Source organism: Bradyrhizobium pachyrhizi (assembly GCF_001189245.1).
GTDB lineage: Bacteria > Pseudomonadota > Alphaproteobacteria > Rhizobiales > Xanthobacteraceae > Bradyrhizobium > Bradyrhizobium pachyrhizi.
This window is the reverse complement of record NZ_LFIQ01000085.1, coordinates 28,201-29,106: the sequence shown is the minus strand read 5'-3', so window position 1 is coordinate 29,106 and position 906 is coordinate 28,201. Positions and strand designations below refer to the sequence as shown.

Sequence of the window (906 nt, the reverse complement as noted above, 5' to 3'; positions counted from 1 at the left end):
CGAACCAACGTTTGGCGCATGTTCAGCGCGCTGGACCTCACCAACGACGATCAGGTCGCTTGCTATGACGATGGGGTCGGGACCTCGTCATTCAAGCCGTTAGCTCTTCTTGGGGGAGCATTTGGGATTGGTCTCCGTCGCAACGTCATCACGCTCTACAAGTTCGCCTGCCGCAACTACCGCAACCAGGGCGACGAGATATTCGCATTCGGGTTCAGCCGAGGCGCTTTCACGATCCGCGTGACGATGGGATTGATCCTAGATCAGGGTCTGATTCCAGCAGAGGGCATCTCCGATAGCGAATTAGACCGGCAGGCGAAAAGGGCCTACCGGGCGTATCACAGGAGGCATTTCCACACGAACTGGTACTTGATGGTTCTCGGCCTGAAGAAATTGCTTGGAGGAGAAGTGTCTTCCAAGTCAGCGGGAGTGCCGGCCGGAAGGAAGGCGCCGGTCATCCGCTTTCTGGGGCTGTGGGATACGGTCGCCGCCTACGGTCTTCCGATCGACGAAATGACCCAGGGCGTAAGCCAATGGATCTGGCCGCTGGAACTGCCCGGCCACACGCTTCATCCTAGTGTTAAGCGCGCGTGTCATGCGCTCTCCCTCGATGACGAGCGCACCACATTCCATCCTGTCCTTTGGAATGAGAGGCAGGAGAAGCAACCGACAAGCGGAGCTACTCGTTACGCCTCGGCGGAGAGAATTAGCCAGGTCTGGTTCGTCGGCGTACATGCGAATGTTGGTGGCGGATATCCGGACGATTCCCTGGCGCAGATACCGCTGTACTGGATTATGGAGGAGGCGAGAGCGCAAGGTCTCTGCTTCAAGTCATCGGATCCTGCAGCGCTCGCGGAAACCAAGCAGGCGCAGGATAAAGACGGCCGGCTATATGACTCCCGCGCT

General features: G+C 58.3%; 1 protein-coding gene. It reads left to right on the top strand.

Annotation, left to right across the window (positions count from 1 at the left end; translation table 11 throughout):
* Nucleotides 1-18: 18 nt before the first annotated feature.
* Nucleotides 19-906, top strand: an 888-nt coding sequence (locus AKL29_RS19830; RefSeq protein WP_244482205.1) for a T6SS phospholipase effector Tle1-like catalytic domain-containing protein, incomplete at its 3' end; no start/stop codon positions are given.